Origin of the sequence: Nitratireductor sp. ZSWI3 (genome assembly GCF_024655565.1) — a bacterium.
Taxonomy (GTDB): Bacteria; Pseudomonadota; Alphaproteobacteria; order Rhizobiales; family Rhizobiaceae; genus Nitratireductor.
In genome coordinates this window covers 1-24,407 of sequence record NZ_JANKOF010000013.1, presented here as the reverse complement: position 1 = coordinate 24,407, position 24,407 = coordinate 1, and the positions used below count along the sequence as shown (strand labels likewise).

The 24,407-nt window shown below is 63.5% G+C and carries 12 protein-coding genes and 1 other annotated feature; of the genes, 11 read left to right on the top strand and 1 reads right to left on the bottom strand.

The features are described from left to right. Positions 1–201 precede the first annotated feature (201 nt). The 5 genes from NUU27_RS06670 to NUU27_RS06650 all read left to right on the top strand — a co-directional run bounded on the left by NUU27_RS06670 (position 202) and on the right by NUU27_RS06650 (position 5,655). The gene (locus tag NUU27_RS06670; protein ID WP_257761305.1) at positions 202–1,425 is read left to right on the top strand and encodes an NAD-dependent epimerase/dehydratase family protein; all 1,224 of its coding nucleotides are present in this window, start codon (positions 202–204) and stop codon (positions 1,423–1,425) included. Between the two features lie 65 nt (positions 1,426–1,490). Further along, entirely contained in the window at positions 1,491–3,587 is a 2,097-nt protein-coding gene (locus tag NUU27_RS06665; protein ID WP_257761304.1) for a glycosyltransferase family 4 protein, read from the top strand. After that, positions 3,580–4,305 (top strand): glycosyltransferase family A protein, encoded by a 726-nt coding sequence (locus NUU27_RS06660; RefSeq protein WP_257761303.1) that lies wholly within the window; start codon positions 3,580–3,582, stop codon positions 4,303–4,305. The genes NUU27_RS06665 and NUU27_RS06660 overlap by 8 nt, the downstream gene beginning before the upstream one ends. Positions 4,306–4,377: 72 nt before the next feature. Continuing rightward, entirely contained in the window at positions 4,378–5,340 is a 963-nt protein-coding gene (locus NUU27_RS06655; protein ID WP_257761302.1) for a sulfotransferase family protein, read from the top strand. Positions 5,341–5,358: 18 nt separating this feature from the next. Continuing rightward, positions 5,359–5,655, top strand: a complete 297-nt coding sequence (locus tag NUU27_RS06650; RefSeq protein WP_257761301.1) for a hypothetical protein — start codon at positions 5,359–5,361, stop codon at positions 5,653–5,655. 56 nt (positions 5,656–5,711) lie between these two features. Here the strand turns inward: NUU27_RS06650 and NUU27_RS06645 are convergent, their stop codons facing one another. Next, positions 5,712–5,951, bottom strand: coding sequence for a hypothetical protein (locus NUU27_RS06645; protein ID WP_257761300.1), 240 nt, complete (start codon positions 5,949–5,951; stop codon positions 5,712–5,714). Positions 5,952–6,127: 176 nt separating this feature from the next. Next, positions 6,128–6,183: a sequence feature (sul1 is cis-regulatory element that is thought to sense ions involved in sulfur or methionine metabolism; They are found in Alphaproteobacteria), on the top strand. A 62-nt stretch (positions 6,184–6,245) separates the two neighbouring features. Between NUU27_RS06645 and NUU27_RS06640 the strand changes: the two genes are divergently transcribed. The 6 genes from NUU27_RS06640 (at position 6,246) to NUU27_RS06615 (ending at position 24,345) form a co-directional block, all read left to right on the top strand. Continuing rightward, the gene (locus NUU27_RS06640; RefSeq protein ID WP_257761299.1) at positions 6,246–7,730 is read left to right on the top strand and encodes a SulP family inorganic anion transporter; all 1,485 of its coding nucleotides are present in this window, start codon (positions 6,246–6,248) and stop codon (positions 7,728–7,730) included. Between the two features lie 152 nt (positions 7,731–7,882). Then, positions 7,883–9,076: an MFS transporter gene (locus tag NUU27_RS06635; protein WP_308219953.1), complete on the top strand. Its 1,194-nt coding sequence runs from the start codon at positions 7,883–7,885 to the stop codon at positions 9,074–9,076. A gap of 223 nt (positions 9,077–9,299) precedes the next feature. Then, positions 9,300–9,524 (top strand): hypothetical protein, encoded by a 225-nt coding sequence (locus tag NUU27_RS06630; RefSeq protein WP_257761298.1) that lies wholly within the window; start codon positions 9,300–9,302, stop codon positions 9,522–9,524. 1,014 nt (positions 9,525–10,538) lie between these two features. Next, the gene (locus tag NUU27_RS06625) at positions 10,539–11,291 is read left to right on the top strand and encodes an AraC family transcriptional regulator (RefSeq protein ID WP_257761297.1); all 753 of its coding nucleotides are present in this window, start codon (positions 10,539–10,541) and stop codon (positions 11,289–11,291) included. 518 nt (positions 11,292–11,809) lie between these two features. After that, positions 11,810–20,599 carry a choice-of-anchor D domain-containing protein gene (locus NUU27_RS06620; protein WP_257761296.1) on the top strand — a complete coding sequence of 2,930 codons (8,790 nt, stop codon included), beginning with the start codon at positions 11,810–11,812 and terminating at the stop codon, positions 20,597–20,599. Beyond that, positions 20,596–24,345, top strand: coding sequence for a TonB-dependent receptor (locus tag NUU27_RS06615; RefSeq protein ID WP_257761295.1), 3,750 nt, complete (start codon positions 20,596–20,598; stop codon positions 24,343–24,345). The genes NUU27_RS06620 and NUU27_RS06615 overlap by 4 nt, the downstream gene beginning before the upstream one ends. Positions 24,346–24,407 lie beyond the last annotated feature (62 nt).

Genomic DNA, 24,407 nt, shown 5'->3' with positions numbered 1-24,407 from the left:
ACGCATATAAATTTTATGAAATTTTTCGTGTTTTATTTGGTTTTATATGCGCGCGAAAGAACAAGTTAAGGTTGTGCTGGCAATCTTATGCACATGCTTTAGGACGGTGCGGTTATTGCTTGTCGAAAGTGGTTTGTATATGCCCTGCAACTGTGTTTCTTTTTGCTGGCTATTTTTCTGAGCATTTCGAGAGGGAAAAACGTGAAGATTGCGGTTCTCGGCGGTGATGGGTTCGTAGGTTGGCCAACGTCACTCCATCTGTCTCAGGCCGGCCACGAGGTTCACATCCTCGACAATCTGTCACGTCGCTGGATCGACGCCGAACTCGGCGTCCAGTCGCTGACGCCGGTTGAAACGATCCAGGAGCGCTTGCGCGCCTGGCACACCGAGACCGGTCGGCACATCCATTTTCACCTGGTCGATATTGCCCGTGACTACGACGTTCTCAAGTCGTGGCTCGCCGAGAACAGGCCGGATGCCGTCGTTCATTTTGCCGAACAGCGCGCCGCGCCCTATTCGATGCGGTCCGACCGGCACAAAAACTACACGGTGAACAACAACGTCAATGCGACGCACAATGTCTTGAACGCATTGATCGAGTTGGACCTTGACGCGCATCTCGTCCATCTCGGCACGATGGGCGTCTACGGCTATTCGAGCGTGGGCGCGGCCATTCCGGAAGGCTATCTTCCCGTCGGCATCGAAAACCTGGCCGGCGACCAGGCGTCCCTGGAAATCCTTTACCCGGCAAATCCGGGCTCGGTCTATCACATGACCAAGTGCCTGGATCAGCTTCTCTTCCAGTTCTACGCAAAGAACGACGGCGTGCGCATCACCGACCTGCACCAGGGCATCGTGTGGGGAACGCACACCGAGGAGACCAGGCTGCATCCGCAACTGATCAACCGGTTCGATTACGACGGCGACTACGGCACGGTCCTCAACCGCTTCCTCATCCAGGCGGCGATCGGCTATCCGCTCACCGTGCACGGCACGGGCGGGCAGACGCGCGCCTTCATCCACATTCAGGACTCGGTGCGGTGCATCGAGATCGCGTTGAAAAATCCGCCCAAGCGCGGCGATCGCGTGAAGATCTTCAACCAGATGACGCAGACGCACCGGGTTCGCGATCTGGCGAAGCTCGTATCCGGCATGACGGGGGTCGACATCAATTATCTGCCCAATCCGCGCAAGGAAGCCGCCGAAAACGACCTGGTGGTGAAAAACGAGCAGTTCCTCGCTCTCGGCCTTGATCCCATCACCCTCGAGCAGGGGCTGATGAACGAGGTCGTCGACGTCGCACGGCATTATGCCGACAGGGTCGATCGCTCGCGCGTTCCCGCCGCCGTGGCCTGGACGCGGGATATCGCCGAACAGCTCGACGAAGCCTCGTCGCCATCGGCGCCGCGCGCCGCATTGGGATAAGCGCGGGGCGGATACGGGGGCGATCAAGCAACAACGATCTGCAGCGGCGAGGGGAGACAGCACGAGTGCTGACGTGGGCAGAGGACAAATTCGACGCGGGGTTCTACCTGTCGGCCAATCCGGATGTCCGTGAAGCGGGGATGGATCCGTGGATGCATTTCGACCGTCACGGCCATTCGGAGGGACGCGTTCCGCATCCTGGCCTGCAGAAAATCGCGTCGGCCCTGGCTGCCCGGGCAAAGACGTCGAAGACACCTCTGGCCGACATCGTCGGCCTGTTTCCGCAAGCGGAGCGGGACCTGGCGCTGAGCGAGGAGACCTGGAACAGGCTGGTGCAGGTGCTCCAGCCGACCTTCTATGCCGCGCAGCTCGGCACCATCGAGCCTCTCACCGAAGAAGATGCGCTCATCCACTTTCTTTCGGAAGGCGCGTTTGCCGGCTTGCGGCCGACGCTTTTCTTCAATTCCAGGACCTATCAGCGGAGGCTGAGAGAGGCCGCCGAGGCGAGCGAAGACGATGGTCAGGAGGAGCCGGAAGCCGGTTTCTTTCACTGGCTGACCTATGGCTGGCGAAACAGGATCGTTCCCACGCCTCTCTTCGATGAGGCCTTCTATCTCGACACCCACAAGGATCTTTCCCGCTGGAAGGGGTGGTTGTTCGAGCACTACATCATTCACGGCTGCCGGGAGGGGCATCGTCGCCCCAGCCCCTTCGTCGACGCCATGCCGGCCGCTGCGCAGCCGCGCGGCATCGCCATCGTCGACAGGGTCATACGGCAGACCGAGGGGACCGAGGAACTGCGGCTGAGCACGCCGATCGAAGACGTCGCGGCGCATCTGATCGACAAGCTCGCGGTACTCGACAGGCCGAAATACCAGGAGCTGGTGCGCAAGGCGGCAGCGATCGAGCCGCGGATCCTGCGGCCGTATTCGGCGCGGGTGGTGCAGTCGCCGCCCATTCGCCATGGTCTGACCGAGGTCCGAAACATCGTCGAGAAGATGCGGCGCACGATCGGCTGCACGTCCGCCGACATCCTCATGCTGATCCCGCATTGCCGCATGGCGGGATCGGCGAGGGTCGCCGGCCACCTGGCGCGCGCCCTGGCCGAAATCGCGCCCGGGCAGGAGATCCTCGTCGTGACGACGGACCTGCCCGATTTCGAGCGTCCCGAGTGGTTTCCGGATACGGTGCGGGTCATCGACATAAGCCAGCACATCGGGCCGCTCACCCTGGACAACAAGGCGCGGGTGCTGCTCGACCTTGTTCGCGGCCTGCAGGCCAAGAAGGTGATAAACGTCAACAGCCGACTCTGCTGGGAGCTCTACGAGACCTACGGCCTGCAGCTGTCGACCTGGGTGGACCTTTACGCCTATCTCTTCACATGGGATCTCGACGAAAAGGGCAATAAGGGCGGCTATCCCATCACCTTTTTCCAGTCCTGCTTCACCCACCTCAAAGGGGTGTTCGTCGACAACTCCGCCCTGAAGGCCGAACTGGTGGAGCGTTACGCCATGTCGCGGGCGCTTCAGGACCGGATACATGTGCTTTTCACGCCGTGCGAACCTGCTGCCGACGATTTTTCCGGGGTCTTTCAACGCCGCCGCAACGGTCGCCTGCATCGGTTCGCCCTGCGGCGACCGAGACTGCAGGCCATCTGGGCCGGAAGATTCGACCGGCAAAAGCGTTTCGACCTCGTCGTCGAGATCGCCGCGCGGATGCCGGATCTCGATCTGCTCGTGTGGGGAAAGGAAGTTCTCGGGCAGTCGGGCGTCGATTTCAGCAACCTGCCGCAGAACATCACGCTGATGGGCACCTACAACGATCTGTCGGAACTGCCTTTCGCGCATTCGGACTTCTTCCTGTACACCTCCTGGTGGGACGGATTGCCGACGATCCTCATCGATGTCGGAATGCGCGGTGTTCCGGTCGTGGCGAGCCTGACCGGCGGGGTCGGCGATGTCGTCAGCGACGAGACGGGATTTCCGGTTCGCGATTTTCTCGATCCGGAGGCCTATCTGGCTGCCATAGCCGAGATGAAGGCCGATCCGGCCGAGGTCACCGCGCGCGCCAAGCGGCTTCGCCAGCACACTTTGAAGTTATGCGATGCGCAGCGGTACAGCCGTTCGCTTTCGGTCGCATTGGACGGGGTGGTGGATGCCTGACATATCAGCGATCATTACAGCTCATCGCGAAGGCGCCATGGCCGGCATCTCGCTGCGCAGCATGAAGGACGCTGCCTCGGTGGCGGCGGATGCGGGCCTGTCGGTGGAACTGATCGCGGTTCTCGACAATCCCGATGCCGGAATCCGGGCCGTGTTCTCCGACATCGAGGAGCAGGGAGGGCGGCTCGAGGAGGTGTCGTTCGGCGATCAGGGGCAGGTGAGGAACCACGCGGTTTCCATCTCCACCGGCAATTATGTCGCGTTTCTCGACGGTGATGACCTGTGGAGCGAAAACTGGCTGAAGGACGCGCACGCCATGTGCGAGACGAAGCCGGGCCAGATCATCGCGCATCCCGAGATGAACTGGTTCTTTCAGGACAACAACAACCTGTTCTTTCACATCGACCAGGAAGACGAGAATTTCGATCCCGCCTTCCTGCGGGTCATGAATTACTGGGACGCATTGTGCATGGCGCCGCGCGCCGCCCATGAGCGCTATCCTTATGCGGATCGCGATATCAAGGGTGGCTTTGCCTACGAAGACTGGCAGTGGAACTGCGAGACACTCGAAGCCGGCCTCGTCCACAAGGTCGTCCCCGAAACCATTCACTTCAAGCGCCGGCGTGGGGGCTCGCAGACGATGCAGGCCTCGGGGAGAAAAGCGCTCACTAGGACGACCCGGCTTTTCTGTTATGACTGGTACCCACAGCCGGACTGAGGCCTGCCCCCGATACCGATGTTTCTTCGGCTGCAGGTCGCGGCTCTTCGGGAACAGGCATAGGAACCGTACATGAAGAAAGCCATTGTCATCCTTGGGATGCACCGCAGCGGCACGTCCGCCATAACGCGCGTTCTCAATCTCCTGGGCGCCTTCCTGCCGGAGAAGCTGGTGGCGGCGCAGCCCAACGACAATGCGACCGGCTTCTGGGAACCGGTCGATGCGGTGATGCTTAACGAACAGCTCCTGGCGTCGGTCGGCTCCAACTGGATCGAGAGTTCCCGTTTTCCCGTGGAGAGCGTTCCCGAACCGGCGCTGAAAGCCTTTCGGCAGGGGGCTGGAGAGTTCATCGACCAGCAGTATTCCGGCCATGACCTGATCGTCCTGAAGGACCCGCGGGTCTGCAGGTTGTTCCCGCTCTGGGAGGAGGTCCTGCGGGAGCGGGGATATGCAGCGCACGTTATCCTGGCGCTTCGCTCGCCCTGGGAGTGCGCGCGGTCTCTTTATGCGCGCAACGAATATCCGCTGGAGGCCGGCCTTTTGAGCTGGTTGAGATACGAGCTGCAGGCGGAGAGGGATTCGCGGTCAGTCCCGCGGTGCGCCACCTCCTATGAGAAGCTGCTTTCCGACTGGCGGGCCGTCGTCGCCGGGATATCCGCAAGCCTCGGTATCCAGTGGCCGGTACCGGTCGAGCAGGCGGAAGCCGATATCGACGCTTTCCTCTCTGCCGGCGCCCGCCACCAGTTCGAAGACCGTTTCGAGGCATCGTTTGCCGCCGAGGTCGCAGAGGTGTGGCAATCGCTTCGTGACATGGAAAGCGGACCGCTTGATGCGGCGCGTACCGGAAGGCTCGATCAGATCCTCGCCGATCTGGACTCGACGGACCGCTATTATCGATCGATCATGTTGAATTATCCGGGGCTGATCAAGGCGCGCCGCGCCGCAGAGATCCAGCTTGAACATGAGAAGCGGCGATCTGCGGAATACCTGAAGCAGCGGGAGGCGTGGAAGGTTCGCGCGCAAAAGGAAACCTGAGACCGATGGCGTGCTGTGATGTTGATATTGATTTCATGTAGGCTGGCGGCAACCGATCAAGCCCCTGCGCGCGCCGCGTTCGAGGACATGGTGCAATGGGGAAGCATCAACACCCTGTATTGGTGTGACGACGACGGGCTTTATCTTTTCGAATCCAACTACAGCGCGCAGGAGATCAGGGACGAAATCACCCGGGAACCGGCCCTGAAGGACCGGATCGAGCGCCTCGTCGTCTTCGAGATCCCGCGATTCAAGGATATTGCTTCGTTCGGAGTGCCCACGGATCGCATTCTTCGATCCTTTCTGGATGCGTGATTGCCGGCCGGGAGGCACGGCGCTGTTGCAGAGATGGGGCTTGGTTCAGACCGGTTTCAGCGCTTGTCCAGCTTCGCCAGCATGCTGTCCAGCCCCTTCTGGGTCTCCTGGTTGAACGCCTTGAGCGCTTTTTGCGCTTCCCGTCTCGTGGAAGCAGCCGAAGCGATCTCGGCCGCAACAAAGATCGCGATGCCCGTGTGCTTCAGATGTATCGGAATGGCTATTCCGTTGACTGCTTCATGGAATCTGCTGGCGATCGCTTTTGCGACGATGAGTTCTTCGGTTGTAAGCGACACGTGATATTCTCCAAGCGATTTACATCACCATAGAATATTCCTCTGATTCACGCCAAGTCCCGACCGGCAACCGGTTTCGGAAAATGACCCGACGGACGGTGCCGACATGGACGGCAGGTCCAACGGCGGCGTGCATGTTGCATCGCAGCAATCCTCTGCTATACAGCATCCATTCGATCGGACCCGGTGCAAATCCGGGTGGCTCTTCCGGCCGCCAATCCGCCGGACAATCCACAAAGCTCTGCATTTTTTCGCCCGCCGGGCGATGTGGCTTTTCTGTGCATTCGGATCCCCATGCTTTCTCTCGATTCATTCCGCCGTGACTGGCTGTCCAATATCCGCGGCGACGTGCTGGCGGGCATCGTCGTCGCCCTGGCGCTGATCCCCGAGGCGATCGGCTTCTCCCTCATCGCCGGTGTCGATCCCAAGGTCGGACTGTACGCCTCGTTTTCCATCGCGGTGATCATTTCGATCACTGGCGGGCGTCCCGGCATGATATCGGCGGCGACCGCCGCAACCGCCGTGCTCATGGTGTCGCTCGTGCGCGATTACGGGCTACAATATCTTCTGGCGGCGACGATCCTGGCCGGCGTCCTGCAGGTCCTCGCCGGTTTCGCCCGGCTGGGCTACGTCATGCGGTTCGTGTCCCGCTCTGTCCTGACGGGATTCGTCAACGCGCTCGCCATCCTGATTTTCATGGCGCAGCTGCCCGAATTGAGCGGGCAGTCCTGGCAGACATACGCCATGATCGCGGCAGGCCTTGCGATCGTCTATCTCTTTCCGCGGGTGACCAGGGCCGTGCCTTCCCCTCTGGTGTGCATCGTGCTGCTGACGGTCGGGTCGCTGATGCTCGGGCTTGAAGTGCGCACCGTCGGCGATCTGGGCGAGCTGCCGTCGAGCCTGCCGACCTTCCTCGTTCCGGACGTTCCATACACGCTCGAAACGCTTCGGATCATCCTTCCCTATTCCATCGGCGTTGCGGCTGTCGGATTGCTGGAAAGCCTGCTGACGGCATCGATCGTCGACCAGATGACCGACACCGGAAGCGACAAGAACCGCGAATGCGTCGGGCAGGGCATCGCCAATTTCTGTACCGGATTCCTGGGTGGAATGGCAGGCTGCGCCATGATCGGGCAGTCGGTTATCAATGTGAAGTCGGGAGGGCGCGGCAGGCTCTCGGCCTTTGTCGCAGGCGCTTTCCTGCTGGTCCTGCTTCTGCTGCTCAACGACTGGGTGCGCATCATTCCCATGCCGGCTCTCGTTGCCATCATGATCATGGTCTCGATCAGCACGTTCTCCTGGTCTTCCCTCAACGATCTGCGCAAGCATCCGCGTCGCTCGAGCGCCGTCATGCTGGCAACTGTGCTCACCGTGGTCGGCACGCACAACCTCGCGCTGGGCGTCGGTGTCGGCGTGTTGCTCTCGGGCATCTTCTTCGCATGGAAAGTGGCGCAGACCTTCCGGCTGAACTCGCGGCTGTCGGACGATGGCCGGACGCGAACCTACACCGTGCTGGGCCAGCTTTTCTTTGCGACGGCCGACGACTTCCTCGGTTCCCTCGATTTCCGCGAGGACCTCGATCGCGTCCGCATCGACGTCTCCCACGCCCATATCTGGGACCTGACCGGAGTCGGCGCGATCGACAGGGCGGTGCTGAAGTTCCGCAAACAGGGCATCGAGACGGAGGTGGTCGGGATGAACGAGGCCAGCGCCACGATCATGGACAAGCTGGCCGTTCACAACGATCGGGACGCGCTGGAGCGCGCTTTCAGTCACTAAGACGACCTGGAATCGGGGGATTTCCTGTCAAAAGAGGATTTCCCACCTGCCTTCCCGGAAGCGATATGACTAATAGCAGTACCATGCTTGGCTTTGCGCGAGACAATATCCTTTTCCTTCGGGACAACGCCCGATGGATCGGTGCCGGGTTCTTGCTGACTTTGTTCTCGTCTTTCGGGCAGACGTTTTTCATCGGCCTGTCGGGCAACGACCTGCGCAATGCCTTCGGTCTGTCGGGCGGCGAGTTGGGCGGTCTCTACATGGTGGCGACGCTGGCAAGCGCCGCCACCTTGCCGTGGCTCGGGCGCACGCTCGATCTGATGCCCGGCTGGAAGGTGGCGCGTTTCAGCATGCCGGCGCTCGCGATCGCCTGCGTCTTGATCGTGATCGCGCCGAACGTCGTCGTCCTGACGCTCTCGATCTATCTGCTGCGCCTGTTCGGACAAGGCATGATGACCGAGATCGCCTTCACGGAGGTGGGGCGCTGGTTCGTTGCCAATCGCGGCCGCGCCATGGCGCTGATCACGCAGGGCCAGCAGGTCGGGTCGGCCGTCTTACCGGCTGCCGTCGTCGTGATCGCGCAGTTGAGCGGAGACTGGCGGACGGGCTGGATCGTCGGGGCGGCGGCGGTCGTCTTCATCGGCCTGCCGGCGATCGTCACGTTGATGCGGGTCGAGCGCGTGCCGCAATCGCATGAGGCAAAGGCTGCCGGGCAGCGCACGGCGCGCGACTGGACGCGCGGCGAAGTCGTGCGCGATCCCGTTTTATACGTCCTGCTCGCCGGCACGCTGGCTCCAGCCTTCATCGGAACCGTGATCTTCTTCCACCAGGGGTATCTGGTCGAGCTGCGCGGCTATGATCCGCTGGTATTCGCCGCCGCCTATCCGGTCATGTCGGTGACCACCATCGTGTTCGGGCTGCTCTGCGGCTATCTGATCGACCGGTTCGGCTCGCTTCGGCTTCTGCCGTTCTCCCTCATTCCCTTGGCCGTCGCTTCGGCGGGGGTTGCGCTGATAACTCCGGTCTGGGGCGTCTACGCCTTCATGCTGCTGCTCGGCATCAGCAACGGCTTCACATTCACGCTGCTCGGCGCCCTGTGGCCGGAGGTGTACGGTCTTGCCAATCTCGGCGGCATTCGCGCCATCACCGTTTCGGCGATGGTGCTGGCGACGGCGATCGGGCCGGGGATCACGGGCGCGCTGATCGATGTGGGCATCACCCTGCCGACGCAGATGCTCTGGCTCGCCGGCTGGTGCCTCGTCGCCAGTTTGCTGCTCGCATTTGCCGCCGGCCAGGTGCAGCGGCGCGAGGCGCGGGCGGCATATCGCGCGGCCGGATCCCGGTAGTTCCGGTCGCCTCGCCCAGCATCCGGCCCTTCCTCACATTTCGAAGCCCGGCGTAGCCAAACGTGTTGACCCTTGTCCGTGCGGCGCGGGAACAGATCTGCCGCGGCCGCATTTAGGACACGCGGGTGGCGCATCGTCGGCCGGCAGATCCGCAAACATGTCTATATTTCATGCAGTTGTTGACTATGATAATATGTACTGATTGCTTTGGGGTGGCCACGGGATGAGGGTTTTCAGCTTCGACAAACCACCCGTCGGGGACGACGATTCCGAGCTGATCGCAAAATGCGAGCGGCAGCTGAGGCCGATCGTGCTCGAGATCGTGCGGTCCGCTCTGGCGACGGGCTGGAGTCGCGAAGACATCCTCCTGTCGCTGGTGGAGGTCTCGTGGGACCTCTACGAGCAGGGGCGAGACAGCGCCGACACGGATTACGAGGCGCAGAGCTGATCTGGTTTCCGAAAATCGATACCGGTTTCAGGCCGAGGCCCTGAAGCCGGATTTTTCGTCCTGTAAAAGGCGCCGGGGCGGATTCGCTTCAACCATTCCGTGCAGTAGATAGCCTCGATGCGTGAGCGGCGAGCAGTGTTTCATTAATGCGGAATAGCGTGGATAACTAATTTATACACATTTATACAATTGTTCTTTTCAATCCACGAGGTGAGCATTAAGCTTATCATGGGGATGATGCGGTGGGCTTGAAAAATTACTCAGGCAATATGGGCCCCTGTCTGATTGATGGCATGGGGTCTATTGGCCGCCAATGCGGTTGAGGTTGGGCAGGGATGGCGAATCCGGAAGACTACCGGGGACGGGGCGGGGTGTGGACCGCCGACATGCAAGCGGTTGCCGAGGGCTTCCTGGGCGCCTCCGGGGAGGGGATGCACCGCGGCGGGGTGCCCTTGCACGCAACACCGACGGATCGTCGTTTCGATTCGCAAAGGCAGCCCGGCCGCAGCCGCCGGCCGGCCCGCGGCTCTTCCGGGGATGCCGCTTTCGTTTCAGCTATAGCATTTTGCAGTCAGGTGGAATCACCTGGCGTCCGCATAAATACGGAAAATAAAGAGGTAGAGCGTCCTTTGCGCGTCCGAAAGGACGCACGATGCTCCAGAAAGACGCCGCCGAGGCTGGCCCGGTCGGCGCCGTGGAATCCGGTCGCTTGCTCGCCCCCATGCGCCGAGCCCTTCGGGGAGGAAAGGTCCTACGGCAGTCGGCTTTGGACGATGGACACAGGTGAGGCCCGGGCAGCATATGGCGAAAGCTCCGGAGCGGATGCAAGAATCGACCTTGGGGCAGCGCGGCATGCAAAAGTTATTGGACGGTCCGGATAACGGGTCCTGCTGCCGAGAGCAGCGAAGGGCGGCGCCCAAGATTCTCGATGTCATTCCCCGCAGCGTCGGCCCAAGGGCGGAGACCCGCAGGGGCGGAGTCATTTACTCCGTCCGCGAGCCGGGAACGCAGTCCGTGCAGTCAGATTGCCATTTCGCGGCCGTCATGCTTGCGCCGGCGCCGAACAACCGGGCGGCGCTCGGCAGCGACAAGCTGGAGGCATACAATGCGCCGGCCGGGGCGATCGTCGTGCACCCGGCAAGCGTCGATGGGCGCGCCGAATGGTCGTGCACGCGCGAGAGCATCATCATCGCCCTGAGGCCGGAATCGCTGACGGAATTGGCGGCGGCCGAGTTCGACATGGGCGGCGTGTCGCTCCAGCCGCCGGCCTTCGGCACGGTCGATTTCGAGGCCCTGCGCATCGCCGAACGCCTGAAGGCGGAGCTGACGCGTGCGCAGCCGCCCAACGAGCTCTACATCGATTCGCTGGTGACAATCTTCGGCGTGCATCTTTTGCGAAACTATGCCGCCGGGCGCGAGCCGGTGCAGCGCATGAAGGGCGGGCTTTCCGTCCGCTCGGCGGAAGCCGTCAGGGATTTTCTCGAGGAGAATTTCACCCGCAAGCTGCAGGTGGCGGAGCTGGCCGCGGTGTGCGGCCTGTCGCCGCTTCACTTCATTCGCGCCTTCACCAGGACGTTCGGAAAGCCCCCGCATCAATACCTGATCAGGCGGCGCCTGGCCTTTGCCGAGGAGTTGCTGCGCAGGGGCGAGTTCACCATCGCCGAAGTCGCCTATCTGAGCGGCTTCTCCAACCAGAGCCACCTGACTTCGGCCATGTCGAAATATCTGAGCGTAACGCCCAAGCAGCTTCGCACGCTGCAGAAGTGATGCCGGGGGAAGATGGCGGAAACGCCAGTCGAAATTCCCCGTGTCCTATTATCCTTGAAATCGAGATGGCGGAGCTCCGCCATCAAGACTTGATATGTCTTCGCGCTTTTTCCGTGGCCCCGCCGCCGGCCCTGCCTGTAACTTCCCTTTGAGGCGGTTTTTCGAGAAACGCATTTTCTCATAAAGAAATCGCAACTTCCTGAAAGACAATCCAGCCAAATTTGGCCCCCTAATGGCGCCAATGTGTCCGAACTACGGCCCCTTCATGGCAATTGGGGCGGGCGTTGCCATGAGATTCTGGGACCGGACGTTCGGGCCTTAATTCGAGGGGCCCGCTTATGCGAATGCATTCTTCGCTGCCGAAGGCAGTGCGCAGTTTTTCCCGCAACATGTCCGGCAATGGACGTTTTTTGAGGAGGCTCCTGGGCTCCGTCGAGCGGCCTCTCCCGGCGGTGCATTTTCTTGCGCGCGGTTTCAGACATGCGGCGGTGGGATGGTTCGCTTCGCTCGTTGCGCTGATGACGCTGGCCACGGGCGCGCAGGCGCAGGTCGTCTTCAACGAAGATTTCGGCACGACCAATAGTCATATGCCGACGGCGCAAAGCACCGCCGATGGGCCATGGCTGCTGGCGGAATGTCTGAATGGCTTCATCACCCTCAATACAGGCATCTCGCCGACGCATTTTCTTCATCACAACACCCAACTTGGCGCATCTTGTACCTATGCGCCGGGGCAGGCGGTGTGGCGCAACATAAATCCGATCCCGGTCGAACCGAACAGGACCTACACCTTTTCCTACCGGGTTCGCGATCTGAATGGAATCTCGCCACCCGTCCTCAGCCAGACTATTGCGACGAATGCCGGCGGCTCCACGGTTCTTCAAGGCTCTTCTCAACCAGCCCTCGTCGTTGGGGGGTGGGTTACTCGTTCCATAACGTTCAGCACCGGTGCCGGTACAACCTCGGTGGCGCTGGAAATCGAAAACGCCAACACCGCTGTGGGAGGCAACGACTTCCTTCTGGACGACATCGTTCTGGAAGGCTGGGAAGCCGATCTCTCGGTCACCAAGGACGATGGCCAGGAGCAGTATACGCCTGGCGGCACCGTCAATTACACCATCGTCGTCAGCAACGCCGGCCCGGAAAGTGTGGTCGGCGCCTCCATCAGCGATCCGCTGCCAAGCGGCATCAGCACCGCAAGCTGGACCTGCGACGGTGTGACCAACGGCGCCGTGTGCGGCGCGGCGAGCGGCACGGGCGGAATCAGCACGACTGCCGACCTGCCGGCTGGCTCCTCCGTCACCTACACGCTGAGCATGACCGTCCCGGTCGGCTTCGGCGGCAACCTCACCAACACGGCGACCGTGGCGACGCCCGGCAGCATGCCCGACAGCAATTCGTCGAACAACACGGCCAGTGACACGAACACGCAGTTCGTCTTCCCGCCCGACCCGACGCCGAACGCCTGCAATATCGCCACCAACGGCTCGTTCGAATCTCCGAACATTCAAACCGAACCGCAACGGCCGGGCGAGAACACGTCCTACATCAACGGCTATGCGATCTGGCGGACGACGACCTATCCGCTCGACGGCTGGGAGACCGTCAGCGGCACGGTGGACCTGCTCCGCTATCACAGCAATGCCAGCGAGGGGATGCAGAGCATCGATCTGTGGGGCACTGCGCCGGCGACGCTCCGGCAAACCTTCACCGGATTGGTTCCCGGGCAGCAATATACTTTCTCGATCGACTATGCCGGCCAGTCGTCAACGCAATCGATCGCTTCGGTTCAACTGGGAAATGGGAGCGGAGTGACGCCCGTTACCATCGCGACGCTTCAGCCAGTTGCCAATTCCGTCCTCAACGGAGGCAGTGGCCTTCCAACGACACCGTACTATTCCCAGACTTGGGCCACCTATCAGTATACTTTCGTGGCGGCAGGCACCGAGGCAACGGTTCAGTTCGTCAACAATACTGCCCCCGGACCGGGAAATACGGGCCTTTTCATCGACAATTTCGTTTTCGCCGGTAACGCACCCTGCGAGGCCGATCTCTCGATCACCAAGGATAATGGCGAGACGGCATACACGCCGGGTCTGGACACCAACTATACGATTGTCGTCACCAACGCCGGCCCCGGACCGGTGGGTGCTGCACAAATCAGCGACCCGCTGCCGTTCGGCGTCACCGAGGCAAGCTGGACCTGCGGCGGAGAGGTGGGTGGTGCGGTCTGCGGTGCGCCGAGCGGCACCGGCGCGATCGACACCACGGCCAACCTGCCTGCGGGCGCCTCCGTCACCTATACGCTCAACATGATGGTTCCGGCGAGCTTCAGCGGCTCGCTGACGAACACCGCTACCGTCACGCCGCCGAACGGCGTGACCGACACCGACACCTCCAACAACACGGCCAGCGACACCGACACGCAGGAATCTCCGCCCACCTCCGGGGCGTGCTCGCCGCTGACCGTGGAACCGGGCGCGTCCTTCACTCTGGCGCCGTTCCCGGTCACCGGCACGGTCACGAAAACCGCCGGCGCGTGGCAGACAGACAATCCCTGGGCCACGCAAGGGGGCGGGGACTACACCATCCGCTGGACTTTCTCGCAGCCGGTACCGGCCAGCTGGCTCCGATTCGTCGTCGTCGACGTCAACGAACCCGGCACGTCTGATTACACCGCCGTCCCGCCGACCTTCACTGTGTCCCTCGGAGCCGGAAGCACGGCCACCACGGCTGACTTCTCCCTCATCCAGGGTGATCTCACCTATTCGGGCGGTGCCCTGCGCTACAATCCGTCAGGTCCCTACAGGCAGTCGGGTTATCTGCAGGGAACCAGCACCAACACGGTCACCTCCATCACCGTCACCTCCAGCGGCGTAGGCAATGGCGACAACATCGCCAACCCGCTCTTCGTGCGCCCAGCCTGCCTGACCGTCTCGAAGGTGAGCGAGGGCGGCACCGACACCTTCCAGTTCGACCTGTCGAATGTGATGCAGGCGGACGGGACGGGCGTGCCCTCGACCTCGCTGACCACGACGACCGCTGGAACCTCCGTCTCCTCGGCCATCTACAACTCGGTTCCCGGCACCGACATCGTCCTCAGCGAAGTGGTGCCGGACGGATGGTTCGCGGCCTCGGCCGCCTGTACGGACCAGAACGCGGGGAACACCGGCAATCCGACGTCGGTCGGCACCTTCGTGTCGCCAGACATGACGATCGACGGCACCAATGTGCGTCCGGAATCCGATCTCCAGTGCACCTTCACCAACAATGACGAGCTGCCGCCCTTCGCGGGCTGCGATGCGACCATGTATCTGGCGCAGGGCAATCCGACCCGGCTCTACCAGTTCGACACCTCGTCGAATCCCTTCGTCGTCACCCCCGTCGGGCAGGCCTGGACCGGCAATTACAACGCCATCGCCTACAATCCGGTCGACAACTACATCTACGGGCTCAGCGGCCCGGCGCCGGGCAGGCTGGTTCGTGTCGGCAGCGACGGCAGCGCGATGTCGCTCGGCACGATCGCCAATTTCCCGACCAACAGCGTCGCCGGCGAGATCGGTCCGGACGGCACCTACTATGTCGTGACCAGCACGACGCTCTATGTCATCGACATCGCGACGATGACGGCGAGCCCCCGGTCGCTCAGCCAGACCATCGCCGGTCAGGACCTGGCGTGGCATGACGGTCGCCTGTGGATCGCTGGGCCGAACAACGGTCCGCTTTACGAGATCAACCCGGCGAACGGAGTGGTCACCCCGCACGGCGCCACCGGCGTCGCCGGCGCCTTCGGGGGCATGTTCGGTGCCACCAACGGCGTCTTCGGCTCGAACAACGACGGCGGCTTCTACCGTTTCGATCTGGCGACGGGCCGGGCGACGCTGATCTCCGACCTGCAGGGCTCCAGCAGCAATGACGGCGCCAAGTGCGTCAACACGCCGATGACGTTTCCGGCCGACACTGCGATCACCAAGACGGACGACAGCGATACCTACGCGGCAGGCACGGACGTCACCTACACGCTGGTGGTCAGCAACAACGGCCCGTTCGGTGTGCAGAATGCGCTGGTGAACGACCCGCTGCCGGCCTCGATCGCCGATGCGACCTGGACCTGCGACACCCCCGTCAACGGCGGCGTCTGCGAGGTCGCGAGCGGTACCGGTGCGATCGTCGACGCCCCCGTCAGCCTGCCGGTCGGCGGCTCCGTCACCTTCACACTGATCATGAGCGTGCCGGATGACTTCACCGGCGATCTGGTGAACACGGCGACCGTCGCCAATCCCGCCGACGTGCCGGACCCCGACCTTGACAACAACACCGCGACCGACACCGACGTGACGGCTGCTCCCGGCCTGACCATCGAGAAGACCGGCACGCTGAACGATCTCGACGGCGACAATTTGATCGATGCCGGCGAGACGATCAGCTACTCCTTCCTGGTCACCAATTCGGGCAACGTGACGCTGACCGATGTGACGGTCGACGATCCGCTGCTGACGAATGCCGGCGTGTCGCTCGACCAGGGCCCGCAGACCCTTGCGCCCGGTGGCAGCTTCACCTTCACGGCGACCTATCAGCCGACGCAGGCCGACATCGACGCCGGCCAGGTGGAGAACACGGCTACCGGCACCGGCACGCCGCCGAATCCGGACGACCCTCCGGTCGAGAGCCCACCGGACACGGTGACGGTTCCGCCGGACGACGAGCCCGGCATGACCATCGACAAAACGGGCACGCTCAACGACCTCGACGGCGACAGCCTGATCGACCCGGGCGAGACCATCACCTATTCCTTCGTGGTGCGGAACACGGGCAACGTGACGTTGACCGGCGTGACGGTGAACGATCCGCTGCTCGTCAATGCGGGCGTGTCGCTCGACCAGGGCCCGCAGACGCTGGCGCCCGGCGGCAGCTTCACCTTCACGGCGACCTACCAGCCGACGCAGGCCGAAATCGACGCCGGTTCGGTGGAGAACACGGCGACCGGCATCGGCACGCCGCCGGACCCGAACGAGCCGCCCATCGAGAGCCCGCCGGATACGGTGGTGGTTCCGCCGGACGATACGCCGGGCCTGGTCATCGACAAGACCGGCACGCTCAACGACCTCGACGGTGACAACCTCATCGATCCGGGCGAGACGATCACCTATTCCTTCCTGGCAAGGAACACGGGCAACGTGACGCTGACCGGCGTGACGGTGAATGATCCGATGCTGACGAATGCGGGCGTGTCGCTCGACCAGGGCCCGCAGACGCTGGCGCCCGGCGGCAGCTTCACCTTCACGGCCACCTACCAGCCGACGCAGGCCGACATCGACGCCGGCCGCGTGGAGAACACGGCGACCGGCACCGGAACGCCGCCCAGCGGCCCGCCTATCGAAAGCCCACCGGACACGGTCGTGGTGCCACCGGACGATACGCCCGGCATGACCATCGACAAGACCGGCACGCTGAACGATCTCGACGGCGACGGCCTCATCGATCCGGGTGAGACCATCACCTATTCCTTCGTGGTGCGGAACACGGGCAACGTCACGCTGACCGATGTAACGGTCAACGATCCGCTGCTGACGAATGCCGGCGTGTCGCTGGACCAGGGCCCGCAGACGCTGGCGCCAGGCGGCAGCTTCACCTTTACGGCGACCTATCAGCCGACGCAGACCGACATCGACGCCGGCCAGGTGGAGAACACGGCAACCGGCACCGGCACGCCGCCGGACCCGAACGAGCCGCCGGTCGAGAGCCCGCCGGACACGGTGGTGGTGCCGCCGGACGACACATCCGGCATGACGATCGACAAGACCGGTACGCTCAACGATCTCGACAGCGACGGTCTGATCGATCTCGGCGAAAGCATCGACTACACGTTCGTGGTGACCAACACGGGCAATGTGACGCTCACCAATGTGACGGTGAACGATCCGCTGCTGACGAATGCCGGGATATCGCTGGACCAGGGCCCGCAGACGCTGGCGCCTGGTGGCACCTTCACCTTCACGGCGACCTATCAGCCGACGCAGGCCGACATCGATGCCGGCCAGGTGGAGAACACGGCGACCGGCACCGGCACGCCGCCGGACCCGAACGAGCCGCCGGTCGAAAGCCCGCCGGACACGGTCGTGGTGCCACCGGATGACACGCCCGGCATGACGATCGACAAGACCGGCACGCTGAACGATCTCGACGGTGACAACCTGATCGATCTCGGCGAGAGCATCAGCTACTCCTTCCTGGTCAGGAACACGGGCAATGTGACGCTGACCGGCGTGACGGTGAACGACCCGCTGCTGACGAACGCCGGAATATCGGTGACGCCCGGCCCGCAGACGCTGGCGCCTGGCGGAGCCGTGACCTTCACGGCCACCTACCAGCCGACGCAGGCCGACATCGACGCCGGCCGCGTGGAGAACACGGCGACCGGCACCGGCACGCCGCCCAGCGGCCCGCCGATCGAAAGCCCGCCGGACACGGTCGTGGTGCCACCGGATGACACGCCCGGCATGACGATCGACAAGACCGGCACGCTCAACGACCTTGACGGCGACGGCCTGATCGATCCGGGCGAGAGCATCAGCTACTCCTTCGTGGTGCGGAACACCGGCAACGTGACGCTGACCGGCGTGACGGTGAACGACCCGCTGCTTGCCAATGCAGGGATATCGGTGACGCCCGGCCCGCAGACGCTGGCGCCCGGCGGAGCCGTGACCTTCACGGCGACCTATCAGCCGACGCAGGCCGACATCGATGCCGGCCGCGTGGAGAACACGGCAACCGGCACCGGCACGCCGCCGGACCCGAACGAGCCGCCGGTCGAAAGCCCGCCGGACACGGTTGTGGTGCCGCCGGACGATACGCCCGGCATGACCATCGACAAGACCGGCACGCTGAACGACCTCGACGGTGACGGTCTGATCGATCCGGGCGAGAGCATCAGCTACGCGTTCGTGGTGCGGAACACCGGCAACGTGACGCTGACCGGCGTGACGGTGAACGACCCGCTGCTTGCCAATGCAGGGATATCGGTGACGCCCGGCCCGCAGACGCTGGCGCCCGGCGGAGCCGTGACCTTCACGGCGACCTATCAGCCGACCCAGGCCGACATAGACGCCGGCCGCGTCGAGAACACGGCGACCGGCACCGGCACGCCGCCGGACCCGAACGAGCCGCCGGTCGAGAGCCCGCCCGACACGGTCGTGGTGCCGCCGGACGATACGCCCGGCATGACCATCGACAAGACCGGCACGCTGAACGACCTCGACGGTGACGGTCTGATCGATCCGGGCGAGAGCATCAGCTACTCCTTCGTGGTGCGGAACACCGGCAACGTGACGCTGACCAATGTGACGGTGGACGATCCGCTGCTGACGAATGCTGGAATCTCGGTGACGCCCGGCCCGCAGACGCTGGCGCCCGGCGGAGCGGTGACCTTCACGGCCACCTACCAGCCGACGCAGGCCGACATCGACGCCGGCCGTGTCGAGAACACGGCGACCGGCACCGGCACGCCGCCGGACCCGAACGAGCCGCCGGTCGAGAGCCCGCCGGACACGGTCGTGGTGCCACCGGACAATACGCCCGGCATGACGGTCGACAAGACCGGCACGGTCAACGACCTCGACGGTGACGGCCTGTTCGATCTGGGAGAAACGATCGGCTACTCGTTCCTGGTGACCAACACCGGCAACGTGACGCTGACCGGTGTGACGGTGAACGATCCGCTGCTGACGGATGCCGGCGTGTCGCTGGATCAGGGCCCGCAGACGCTGGCCCCGGGCGACAGCTTCACCTTCACGGCGACCTTCCAGCCGACGCAGGCCGATATCGATGCCGGCTCGGTGGAGAACACGGCGACCGGCACCGGCACGCCGCCGGATCCCAACGATCCGCCGATCGAAAGCCCGCCTGATACGGTGACGACGCAGCTGCCGCGTGCGGATCTCGCCATCGAGAAGACGGGTGTCTTCAACGACGTCGACGGGAACGGCATCGCCAATGTCGGAGACCGGCTGGACTATACCCTGACCATCACCAACACCGGCAATCTGCGGCTACAGGACGTGAGCCCGCAGGATCCCGGACCGACCTTCAACGGTCGCAGCGGCGAGGGGACCCTGTCGGCGTTCACTCCGGATGCAGCGACGCTGGAACCCGGTGAGACGCAGGTGTTCACGGCCACCTACGCGCTCTTCCAGGGCGACGTGGACAACGGGGTCGGTGTCGACGACGGCGTGGAGAACACGGCGACCGCCACCGGCTTTGCCAACGGCACGCGTGTTACCGGCACGCCGGTCGAATCGAATGAGAGCGTCTCGGTTCTGGCACTTCCCGCCCCGGTGAGCGACATCACCGTGACGAAGGTGGCCAATCTGCGCTTCATCCGGCGCGGCGAGCAGGCACCGTTCACCATCAAGGTGACGAACAACGGCGCTTCGCTGGCTTCGGGCATCACCGTGATCGATACGATGCCTTCCGGCTTCCGCTATGTGGAAGGCTCGGCAACCGTGGACGGCACGGAGGCGACGCCCGAGATCGTCGGTCGGCAGATCCGGTTCTCGAATCTGTCGGTTCCCGGAAACGGCGGCATGCTCGAGATCCGTCTGAGGCTGCTGGCCCTGAGCTCTGCCGGTCCCGGCGAACACGTGAACCTGGCGAGCGTCATCGGTCCTGATGGCGAGGAGCTGTCGCCGTCGGCGCGGGCCGTGGTGGAGATCATCGTCGAGCCCGTCTTCGATTGCGGCGACATCATCGGCAAGGTCTTCGATGATCGCAACGGCAACGGGTACCAGGACAAGGGTGAGCCCGGCTTGCCCGGTGTGCGGATCGCCACCGTCAAGGGCTGGCTCATCACCACCGACAAATATGGGCGCTTCCACGTCGCTTGCGCGGATCTGCCGGACCAGCGCATCGGTACGAACTTCATCATGAAGCTCGACACGAGAACGCTGCCGACCGGATACCGCCTGACCACTGAAAACCCGCGCGTCGTGCGGTTGACGGCGGGCAAGATGACGGAGCTGAACTTCGGCGCGTCGATCGGCCGTGTCGTTCGGCTCGACCTCAGGGACGAGGCGTTCGCGCCTGGCAAGGTGGAGCTGTCGACGGTCTGGGCGGCGGGTGTCGATCAGCTGATCGAGGTCCTCGCGCAGCAGCGTTCGGTCCTGCGCCTCTCCTACATAGACAGCAGCTCTGACCCGGAGCTCGCCACGGCGAGGATACGCCACATGAAGAAGCTGATCGCCGACCGATGGCGGCAGCGGAAGCGGGAATATCCACTGAACATCGAGACGCGTGTGGAGACCGGGCAATGAGAACGCTTATCGCTGCCATGGGCCTCGGCAGGCCCGTCTTGGAACTCGAGCGCCGCTCCCTGCTCATGGCCGGCACCGCGTTGGGTGTCCTTCTGGCCGCCGTGCCGGCAGGGGCGCAGACCGGCGAGACAACCGATGGAAAGGTGGTTGCAGACAGCACGGCGGCCACGCTTGCGGTCGGTGAGAACACGGAACGGGAGGCGCCTGCCGATCAGCCGGCGGTTCCCTTCATGATCAGTGTCGACGGCGAGACAGTGGCCAAGAGCACTGACGACCGGCAGGAAAAGGCCGAGAGGCTGGCTCCCGGGGAAGCGCGGGCATCCGCCCGCCCGGTCGACCGGCAACGGCAGACGGATGTCGACCTCGACGCCGTCGATATCCAGGTCAAGTTCGACGGCCTCGAGGCCAACAGGCTTCTGAACGCCTCGACCGTGCCGCCGAAGCGGAGCTATCGCGGCGGCGAGGAAGTCCGGTTCCTGGCCACCTCGAACTACCCCGCCTTTATCGAACGCGCCGAAATCCGCATCCACGAAAGGCTGCGGGGAAAGGAGCCGGTGGCGGTGGTTCCGGTCGCCATCAACGGCGAAGCGGGCTGGGTCATGCCGCAGACGGACGAGGCGGAGTTCTCCTATGTGCTGCGCGTCTACGACGCCAAGGGCCGCTACGACGAAACCCGCCCGCGGGCGATCGCACGCACCAATCGCGATCTGCCGTCCGATCCGCAACAGAATGCGGCGGTCGCACCCGGCATGGCCGAGGACAACACCGCGTTGAGCAACATTCCCGTCCGCGGCGGAGCCGTCACGGTGTACGGGCAACATGTGCCGCCGGGATACTCTGTGCATGTGCTGGGCGACACCATTCCCACGGACGGTCAGCAGAGCTTCGTCGTGCAGCGCATCTTGCCGCCCGGCGATCATGAGGTCGACATCGCCGTGAGCGGCGCGTCCAAGACGGGCGGGCTGTCGTTCAGCCGCGACATCAACATTCCGGACAATGACTGGTTCTACGTGGCCCTGGCCGATCTGACCATCGGCAAGCGCACGGGCGATGCGAACATCGAAGCCGTTCGCCCCGGAGAATATGACGACGTCTACTCCAAGGGCAGGCTGGCCTTCTATCTGAAGGGCAAGATCAAGGGGAAATACCTTTTGACGGCGGCCGCCGACACGGGCGAGGATGAGCTCGACCAGCTTTTCCGCAATCTCGACAGCCAGGATCCGAGGCGGATCCTGAGACGGCTCGACCCGGACGACTACTATCCGGTGTATGGCGATGATTCGACATTTGTCGAGGATGCCCCGACCAAGGGAAAATTCTACGTCCGGCTGGAGCGCGGCGACAGCCACGTCATGTGGGGCAATTACAAGACCAGCATCACGGGGACGGAGTTCCTGCAATCGGATCGCGCCCTTTATGGCGCGAGCGCGGTCTACAAGTCGGAAGCCACGACGAGCTTCGGCGAGCGGCGCACCGAGGTCTCCCTCTATGCCGCGCAGCCCGACACGCTGCCGGCGCGGGAGGAGTTCCTGGGCACCGGCGGATCCGCCTATTTCCTCAAGCGCCAGGACATCGTTGAGGGTTCGGAGACGGTCCGTGTGGAGACGCGCGATGCGGTGACCGGCCGCGTCATCGAGCGCCGGACGCTGGTCTACGGCCAGGACTATTCCTTCGACTACATGCAGGGCGTCATCATCCTGCGGCGCCCGCTGTCGTCTCTCACGGGGACCACGGCTCCCGTACGCGATGGGGCACTGGGCGGCGGCAAGCTCTATCTCAGCGTCCAGTACGAGTTCGAGCCGGTGGTCAGCGACGTCGACGGTTACGTCTATGGCGGCCGCGCCCAGCATTGGCTCAACGAGAAGGTCCGCGTCGGCGTGACCGGCATGGACGACAGCACCGATCTGGCCGACCAGCAGTCCTATGGCGCCGACATCATGCTGCGCCATTCCGACAACACCTGGGTGTCGGCGGAGATCGCCCATTCGAAGGGACGCGGCTTTGACCTGTCGCAGTCGTCCGACGGCGGCCTCACCTGGGGCGGCAACGGCGGCGCCTATGACCCCAACGACGACGAAGGCACGGCCTGGCGCGTCGAGGGCCAGGTCGATCTTGCCGAAGTCGGCGCCGGCATCAAGGGCAAGGTCGGCGGCTATTACGAGGAGAAGGAAGCAGGCTTTTCCACGCTGTTCGACAACATCACCGTGGACCGGCGCGTGTGGCGTGCCCATGCCGATCTCGACGTGACCGACCAGACATCCTTGAGCGTCAGCTATGACGATCTGGCGGACGACAACGGACAGACCCGGCGCGACGGCAAGGGCAGCGTCAGCTGGCAGATCGACGAATACTGGAAGGTCTCCTTCGGCGTCACCTACACCGAACTCATGTCGCCCAAGGCCATTGAAGCCGGAAAGTCGGGTTATGACGGATCGAGGCTGGATGCCGGCGTCAGGGTCGACTACAGAATCGACAGCGATCGGCTGATCTACGCCTTCGCGCAAGGGACGCTGGAGCGGTCCGGCGACATCGATCGCAATGATCGAGGAGGCGTGGGCGCCGAATGGCGGCTGACCGACAAGATCGGCCTGTCCGGCGAGGTGTCCTACGGAACGCACGGCCTTGGAGCCCTGGCCGGCGTGACATACGATCCGAACCCCGACCAGCATTACTACCTTGGCTACAAGCTCGATCCCGATCGGGCTTTCGATCTCGATCGCGACTATGAGCTGTTCGGCTATGACAAGGGATCGCTGGTCGCGGGAATGAAGCGGCGCATGGGTGACACCGCGTCTGCCTATTCGGAATCGACCTACGACATGTTCGGCGACCGCACCTCCCTGACCCAGACCTACGGCGTCGTCTACACGCCCGATGCGATGTGGACGGTCGACGCGGGCCTGGAGATCGGCAGGGTGCGCGACGAAACGCTGGACAGCTCCGGCAAGCAGATGTCGGATTTCGATCGTTACGCGCCGTCGCTCTCGCTCGGCTACAAGGACGAGGAACGCGGCATCGCGGCGCGTGTGCGCGGCGAGGTGCGCGTCGAGCGTTCCGACGACAACACGCGTGACCAGAACACCTATCTGTTCGCTGCCGGGCTGGGCTGGAAAACCAACCCCGATTGGCGCCTTCTGGCCCACATCGACGCGGTCCTGTCCGATTCGCAATCGCCGGAGACGTCCTACTCCGACACGGACTATGTGGAAGCCTCGATCGGCTATGCGTATCGGCCGGTGGACAACGAGCGCCTCAACGCGCTGTTCAAATACACGTGGCTCTACGACCTGCCGGGCAACAACCAGCTCATCAGCGGCTCGACCGGAGACACGTTCGCGCCGGCCCAGCGCAGCCACATCCTGTCGGCCGACGTGATCTACGATCTCACCCCGTGGCTGTCGATCGGCGGCAAGTACGGCTTCCGCTACAGCCAGGTCCGCTATCGCACCGACGGCGGATCGGGAACGGATTTCGAGGCCGAGTGGCAGCGTTCCTCCGCCCATCTGGGCATCATTCGGGCCGATCTGCATCTCGTCAGGAAGTGGGATCTGCTGCTTGAAGGAAGGGTGCTTGCCCAGCCGGAGGCCGACACCGTGGATTACGGCGCTCTGGCGGCGGTCTACCGCCACGTCGGGGACAATTTCAAAGTGGGCGTCGGGTATAATTTCGGGCGCTTCTCCGACGATCTCAGGGATTTGACGCTGGACGATCAGGGCGTGTTCCTGAATGTCGTCGGCAAATTCTGACGGGTGACCTTGCTCCGGGCAGAGGGCGATCCAACAGATTGAAAGATGGCAGAGAGCCGGGC